The organism is Bacillus sp. SIMBA_005 (assembly GCF_046535585.1).
GTDB classification, from domain to species: domain Bacteria; phylum Bacillota; class Bacilli; order Bacillales; family Bacillaceae; genus Bacillus; species Bacillus pumilus.
The window spans coordinates 1-238 of record NZ_JAWRWI010001121.1; the positions used below are offsets into that span (position 1 = coordinate 1).

The following is a 238-nucleotide window of genomic DNA, read 5'->3' on the forward strand; positions in this document are numbered from 1 at the left end:
CGCTCGGCGTCGGCGAAGCCGGCATCCACGGCCGCGTCGTCCGACACGTCCGCCACCCAGGTGTGCACAGCGGGGGCTGTCGAGCGCACCTGCGCGGCCGTCTCCTCGAGCCCCGCCGGGTTCAGGTCCCAGAGGCTGACGGCGAGACCGAGCTCTGCCGCATGCACGGCGGTGGCCCGCCCGATCCCGCTCCCGGCACCGGTGATGAGCACCGCGTCTCCTGCTGTGAATCCGAGGT

The 238-nt window shown here is 73.5% G+C and carries 1 protein-coding gene; it reads right to left on the reverse strand.

The window, feature by feature from the left end:
• On the reverse strand, positions 1–212 hold a 212-nt coding region (locus SB660_RS23615), incomplete at its 3' end, for an SDR family NAD(P)-dependent oxidoreductase (protein ID WP_410585024.1).
• Between the last annotated feature and the right edge of the window lie 26 nt (positions 213–238).